Origin of the sequence: Okeania sp. SIO2F5 (assembly GCF_010692685.1) — a bacterium.
Classification (GTDB): domain Bacteria; phylum Cyanobacteriota; class Cyanobacteriia; order Cyanobacteriales; family Microcoleaceae; genus Okeania; species Okeania hirsuta.
Map to the genome: position 1 here is coordinate 25543 of NZ_JAAHGU010000081.1, position 6958 is coordinate 32500.

General features: G+C 37.1%; 5 protein-coding genes. All 5 read left to right on the forward strand.

Annotated features, from left to right (window positions below):
• Positions 1-345: 345 nt before the first annotated feature.
• The 5 genes from F6K27_RS21560 to F6K27_RS21580 all read left to right on the forward strand — a co-directional run bounded on the left by F6K27_RS21560 (position 346) and on the right by F6K27_RS21580 (position 6492).
• The gene (locus tag F6K27_RS21560; protein ID WP_287278341.1) at positions 346-804 is read left to right on the forward strand and encodes a hypothetical protein; all 459 of its coding nucleotides are present in this window, start codon (positions 346-348) and stop codon (positions 802-804) included.
• A gap of 425 nt (positions 805-1229) precedes the next feature.
• Positions 1230-1913: a CADD family putative folate metabolism protein gene (locus F6K27_RS21565; RefSeq protein ID WP_375339700.1), complete on the forward strand. Its 684-nt coding sequence runs from the start codon at positions 1230-1232 to the stop codon at positions 1911-1913.
• 753 nt (positions 1914-2666) lie between these two features.
• Positions 2667-3533, forward strand: a complete 867-nt coding sequence (locus F6K27_RS21570) for a ferredoxin (protein WP_287278342.1) — start codon at positions 2667-2669, stop codon at positions 3531-3533.
• 328 nt (positions 3534-3861) lie between these two features.
• The gene (locus tag F6K27_RS21575; protein ID WP_287278343.1) at positions 3862-4470 is read left to right on the forward strand and encodes a hypothetical protein; all 609 of its coding nucleotides are present in this window, start codon (positions 3862-3864) and stop codon (positions 4468-4470) included.
• 369 nt (positions 4471-4839) lie between these two features.
• On the forward strand, positions 4840-6492 hold the full coding sequence (locus F6K27_RS21580; RefSeq protein ID WP_287278344.1) for an iron uptake porin: 1653 nt from the start codon (positions 4840-4842) through the stop codon (positions 6490-6492).
• Positions 6493-6958: the final 466 nt, after the last annotated feature.

Here is a 6958-nt window from a genome sequence, read left to right on the forward strand (position 1 = left end):
GACTAAAGTCGGAGGTTTGAAATACTGAGTTAAATATTTTTTCATCCCCTTAAAAGGGGAGGCTTTAGACCTCATTTTTTGGTCAACAAATATTTTTCCATCCCCCTCAAAATACAGCAGTTTCCGAAGCTATTTACTAGGGGAGTAGGGGAACAAGCAAAAAATATTTACCCTGTCAAAAGTCCTGTTATTTTACCTCATAATAACGGGAATTGCTGTAACAATATTAAACTCCCACTTTACAAACTATTAAACCTGATAACTAAGAAGCAATTATTAATTATGCTTCAAATCCATCTGTAAATTTTTTCCAAGTAGTTTAATTATATTAAGTTATTGAATCAAATGAAGCAAGAAAATTATTTACATAATTGGCAGCAAGAGTTTATTGCTACTAATTTAATCTCTATAGGATATAATGCTTGGCAAGGTTATTTAAGTAGTGAACGAGGTCTAATTATTTGCAGTACAAATTCACCTATGATTGGTGCAACTGGAGAAACATTTAAAGTACATTTTGTGCCTCGTAATCATCTTGCACCTCTTCTCAATGCCTGGTTAAAAGCACCCGATACTGTCCTCCTTAAAACACACTTTATGAATGCTCATATTTTAGAAGCAGTAGATAATTATAACCCTGAAAAAGATGTAGTTTTTATGTTAGAATCTGGCAGTAATGTTACTTTCTTTTATCTTACTAATTTACCGATTAGTCCGCCTGATTGTTACCAGCAAGTAATCAAAAGTTGGGATGAATTTCCATCTCAATATTCAGAGGAATATCAAAATCATCATCATATTTAAAATTTGGTGATTTATTATATCTTTATTTTGTAAGCATTCAGCACTCAGCACTCAGCTATCAGCTTCCAAGACACATCTACATTTCCTTCTATAGAATTGTATAGGTTCACAACTTAAATTCGTTGTTCTTATGCTTCAATAATAATCTGCTTAAAAATATAGTATAAATTAAAATAACCCTTGTTTTATTCATTAAAAAGCTGATAGCTGACTGCTAACAGCTGAATGCTTACTTTATTTTACACAAAAAAGTTATTTACTTTTCGATTTATACCAATAAGAAAAATATTTTGTCGAATAAATTATTCTTTATTAACAGTTTATTTCGATAAAATCTATTCACATCTTGACAATAAAAAAAACTATGATAGTATATGTAGATATTCTTAATTTGCCGAACAATGATGTTAATTGAAAGTACAAAAATGACCGTTCAAGAGTTTCTTGTTCAATTAGACGAAATTATTGAAAAGCAACATTTACTTAAGCACCAATTCTATCAAATGTGGAATGAAGGAAAATTATCTTTAGAAATGTTGCAAGAGTACGCTCAAGAATATTATCTACAAGTTCATTATTTCCCTACTTATGTTAGTGCTACTCACGCAGCTTGTGACGACTTAGAAATCCGAAAAATGCTCCTAGAAAACCTGATGGAAGAAGAAATGGGAGTGGCAAATCACCCAGAATTATGGTTGCGTTTTGCAGAAGGTTTGGGTGTAAAAAGAGAAGCAGTTAAAGAGCGGAAACACCTAGCAAAAACTCAGGAATCTGTGAAGCTTTTGCAGCAGTTATCCCGCAGTGAAAATCCAGCAAAAGGTTTAGCTGCTCTCTATGCTTATGAATCCCAAATTCCCGAAGTAGCTACTACTAAAATTGCTGGTTTGAAAGAATTTTACGGCATTAATTCTGAAGCAGCATTGGCATTTTTTAAAGTACATGAAAAAGCCGATGAAATTCACAGCCAAGTTACGCGAGAAGCATTAGTAAAACTCTGTGAAACTGATGCTCAAAAACAGGAAGCATTAACAGCAGCAGCAACAGCAGTAGATGCCTTAAATTTACTACTTGATGGCGTGTATGAAGAATATTGTCAAGTTGTGAATTAATGTAAGCATTTCCTGCGGAATCGGCAGCAAACAGCTATTACCTGTCAGCTGTCAGCAACAAGACTCTCTCCTCAAGGAAAGTATTTAAATTAATATAGACTTTAAAGGTAAGAGAGCTAACTTTTTTAGTAAGAGAATTAATAAAGCTTTTCTCATCAACTAAAAGCAATAGCTGTTAACGCAGTTCCTCCGCAGGAGGCTAGCTGATTGCTGACGGCTGAATGCTTACGAATTAATTACAGCAATTTTCAGGTCAGCAACGGAAATTAAATAAGACCGGGAAATTCTGGTTTCTGCCCCATTACCTCTTGAGGGTAATTAATTTTATCCGGTTTTATTTTATCAAAATAATATGGGTCTAAAAGCCCGCCTTTTAAGGCGAAATATTTTTGGAGCGGGGATAAAATCCCCTACTTCCCCTCCGCTCCTGGGAGGGGTTAGGGGTGGGTTGACTTCTGAGTTCTGACTTTGTTAATCTCATTCCTAAATAGACCACAGTGGTTGAACCAACTGAAGGCATCATCTTCAGTTGCGAGTTCTGGTGGTTTTGATTTAGAAGCGATCGGTATAATTAATGTTATTTAATCAGTGGAAGGGAATAGGGAGTAGGGAGTAGGGAGTAGGGAAGAATCAACAAGTATAATTAAATAGTATTGACTAAAATATAACTGGTCTTTTGCAAGGGTTTATCAACCAAACCCCTTCTTTTGAGGTATTTTGTTGATAAACAAACTTTAAATCCAGAGAACTAAAATGAGTGAATTTAATCAATGGGTGACACCATTAAAACGCACGGTATCGGAAAAAACTCCTAAAGGTGGAACGATAGAATATGAAGATTTTCCTACTACAATAGATGTCACTGGTCCCCTATTATATACATTAATTCAGCAACAGTGGCAGCAAGTTCAAATAGGTCATGTTGTTGAAGGTGGTGTACTAGAATTAGAATTCACTGAACCCCCAAAACTTTGCTTAATTTATGATGGTTATTTGACCGTAGCAACTCCCGCTTGGCACCTTCATTTATGCTTAGAAAAAAATTTAGGAGGACCTCACTGTACGACACCAATAGAATTAAGAGAAAAACGTCTTTTAAGTCGGGCAGCATTGTATCGTCGCCTAAACCCTGAAGGAGTGGCAAAAAGTTGGGGGATTCAGTTTTGGAATGGGGCGGGAGAAAAGTTAATGACGATATTTTTGCCGAATCCATTTTTAGGGGAAGATGAGGATTATTTGCCGGTAAAAAAAGCGGAGTTTTCTAAACTTGCACTTTATGAGGAGTTACGAGAAATTTATGTTTTAGGAACTCGTCCAATTCCTTTTAATAGTAATCCTTTAAAACGACCTTATTTATCTGTTTGTCGGTCGAGTCGTTGTTATCCTTCTCGGAAGTGGCAGCCAATTTTTGATGCTTTACAAACTGCGGTAAAAACATCAGAATTAGATATAGATGTGATTACTTCTGGCTGTTTGGAAGTTTGCAAAATGGGTCCGGTGGTGTTTTATTCTGGAGACCGAACTTGGTACACTCGTGTCAATTCTGATGTGGCTGGACGTATTGTTAATGAGCATTTATTAGCAGGGGTGAAGTTATCTAAAAATTTATATCCTAAGTAGGAATGTTGTATGGAATATTCAGTTAACGAAGTCAGTAGGGGCAAATGGCCATTCGCCCCTACATAGAGCAGATTCCGAGTATATGAAGTACAGATATTAATAATTGAATCTTCCCAGTGCGAGCATCTTGCTCGCGTGGGTATACCTCACCAAGGTGGAATTTGCTGTAAGTTATTTTTGTAACGGAGATTTGAGCAACTCTCCAAAAATATTTTGTCTTAAAAGGCGGGGTTTTAGACCCAATTATTTTGATAATGAGTGAGGGAAAAATATCTATCAATGATAATACGGAAAACTGATGGTTGAAAAATAGTAGGAATCAAAATTTATGAATAATAAAATTACAGTTGATTCGCAGGAAAATTATAATGTTTGGAGTAATGCTGAAAAAGCAATTTCTCATTCTCGTCTGTGGCAATTTTTGTTAATTACTATTGGCAGTGCTAGTAGTATTATTTATCCTCACGTTCCCTTAGTAGGTTTTGCCGCTATTAGTGGGGTGACACTTAATAGAAAACAGGCTATAATTTCCTCAATAATAATTTGGTTAGTTAACCAATTCTATGGTTTTACTCTCCGTCAATATCCCCAGACTTTAGAGTCTTTTACTTGGGGAATTGTGATGGGTTTGGGAACATTATTAGTAACAATTTTAGCTAGCATTAAGCCTAAATTTATTGAGCAGAAAATCTGGAGGTATTATTTATGGTTGAGTGCTAGTTTAGTCATAGGATATGTCTTGTTTGAAGGAATAATATTACTCACTACTACGTTAATGGTGGGAGACGGACATGGTTTAACAGTAGCTATTTTAGGGAGAATTTTTGTTAAAAATATAGTCTGGGCGATCGCTCTAACTTTTCTCCACAGTTTGTTGATTTGGAATGGGATTAAATTCTTTAAAAGAGGGGAACGGAGTTCTATCGCTCCTACTTAAGACAACTTGACAAACAGCCTCTTATACCATTTATCAAAAACTTTTCTACACTTTGTTGAGCAGGGTAGCAGGGGAGTGGGGGAGTGGGGGAGAAGCAAACAAAAGAATAATTAACATGAACTGAGCTGAAATTAGTAAAAAAGTGATTTTACTTGTGCTAATTAGTTAATAACTGAAGTACTGTTCAAGTATAGCAATGCTTTTGGAAATTAGTATTACATAAATGTTCTGAGATTTGTTAGCTGAAAAATAAGTCAATTTTTCACCCTCGCTTATATCCTTTAAATCCTTATCCAACAATAGTTTCGCAGTCAGCTTGGATAATATTTGCTTTTGATCCTTCAATTAATAGGTATTAATTAGAAATTAATGAAAAAAATTCTTAAGAAAGCTAGAAAATATAGCCCCAGTATTCTTAGTGCCACATTATTCATAGCCAGTCCTACTCAGGCTACTCCCCCAGTACAAATGGCCGGGGACTTTCGTCCCCTACCGATGGATGACCCGTCATTAGCAATGCCGAGTGTATCTGAGCTAGAAGCAGAAGAGGCAATAGACCAAGTAACATCTGTCTCTCAATTATCAGACGTGCAACCTACAGATTGGGCATTCCAGGCATTACAATCATTAGTAGAACGTTATGGTTGTATAGCAGGTTATCCAGACGGCACCTTCAAAGGCAACCGCGCCATGACTCGCTACGAATTTGCAGCAGGTTTAAATTCTTGCCTAGACAGAATTACAGAATTAATTGCTGCAGCAACCAGTAACCTAGTTACAAGGGAAGACCTAGCAATATTACAACGCTTACAAGAAGAATTTGCCGCCGAACTAGCAGCATTGCGGGGTCGTGTAGATTCTTTGGAAGCACGCACAGCAGAATTAGAAAACAACCAATTTTCCACAACTACCAAACTCAACGGAGAAGTTTTGTTTTGGTTAAATGATACCTTCGGGGAAAGAGCAGCAGCGCGTGGAGAACCTTCTGGCAACGACAAAACCGAGACTACCTTTTCTTATCGTGTCAGGCTAGAGTTTGAGAGTAGCTTTACTGGAGAAGATTTGCTATTCACTCGTCTACAAGCTAATAACCTTAATGAGTTGAGCGAACCAGAACTCACCAATACCTTAATGACTCTTGCCTCTATTGATGAGGGTGATGGTAGTAATGATGTTGGTATTGACCTAATGTTCTATCAGTTTCCTATTGGAGAACGCGCTCAAGCTCTCATCGGTCCTATTGGAGTTGACCTAGATGACGTTTCCTTAGTTCTGACACCCTTTGCAGATGAAGGAGATGGGACTATTTCTAGATTCGGACGACGCAACCCTACCAGTTTCCGTGGTCCAGCTAATGCAGGTCTTGGTTTTAGCTACGCATTTAATGATAAGTTTCAGGTCAATGTAGCTTATTTAGCAGACGATCCAGCAAATCCTGCTGAGGGTGCGGGTGCATTTAATGGTGCTTACAGTGCATTAGGTCAACTTGTGATTGAACCTAACGATCGCTTGGCATTTACTCTGGGTTATGTGCGTAAGTATTGGGGTGACGATGGGGTTGATATTACTAATGGTACTGGTAGTTTTAAAGCTCAAGACCCCTTCGATGGAATAGCTACTACTGCTGATAACGTTGGTTTCCAAGCTCATTGGAGAGTTAATGAAAAGGTTGAAGTGGGAGGTTGGTTTGGTTCCACCTGGGCACGACCAGAAACTGGCAATGATGATGATGATGATGTGACTATTATTAATGGAATGTTGTATTTTGCCTTCCCAGACTTATTGAGAGAAGGAAATATGGGTGGTCTGATGGTAGGTGTACCTCCTATTGTTACTGATGGGGGTGATGATGATGCGTTGAAGGATGATGATACATCTATTCATATAGAGGCAATTTATCGTTTTCAAGTTAATGATAATATCTCTTTGACTCCTGGTTTGTTTGTGATTACTAATCCTAATCATGATGATGTTAATGATACTATTTGGGTTAGTACATTCCGGACTCAGTTTAGGTTTTAACTAAAATCGGCGATCGCTCAGATAATTATTGCGATCGCCGATTCTTGTCACATTATGACCATCTCAAAAAAAGGATTAATATCAAATCCGGTTAAACAACCATAGAATGGTTAAGTTAGGAGTACTCAGGAGTCAGTCCTCAGGAGTCAGGAGAAGAAAGAATTACAAAGATGAGCGTAGTTATGACGATTGAAGATTTTTTTTATGTCCAATTAAACGGATTTGATATAATACCGTTTCACGGAATTCGCTCATTCAAAAGTCATGCATTTAAAAGTAAGATTTGATCGACTCAAAAGTTTTACTAGGCAGTAATTTCAGGAAATTATTTCACATTTAGGCGTTGCACAGTGACGAATGATTTGATATTTTTGAAGGAGACAGGAGACAGCTATACTGGAGACAGGAGGAAAATTACTTGGGGTGAGAATCCCCATGTAATGCGTGAACACCCCCGTTGACGGTG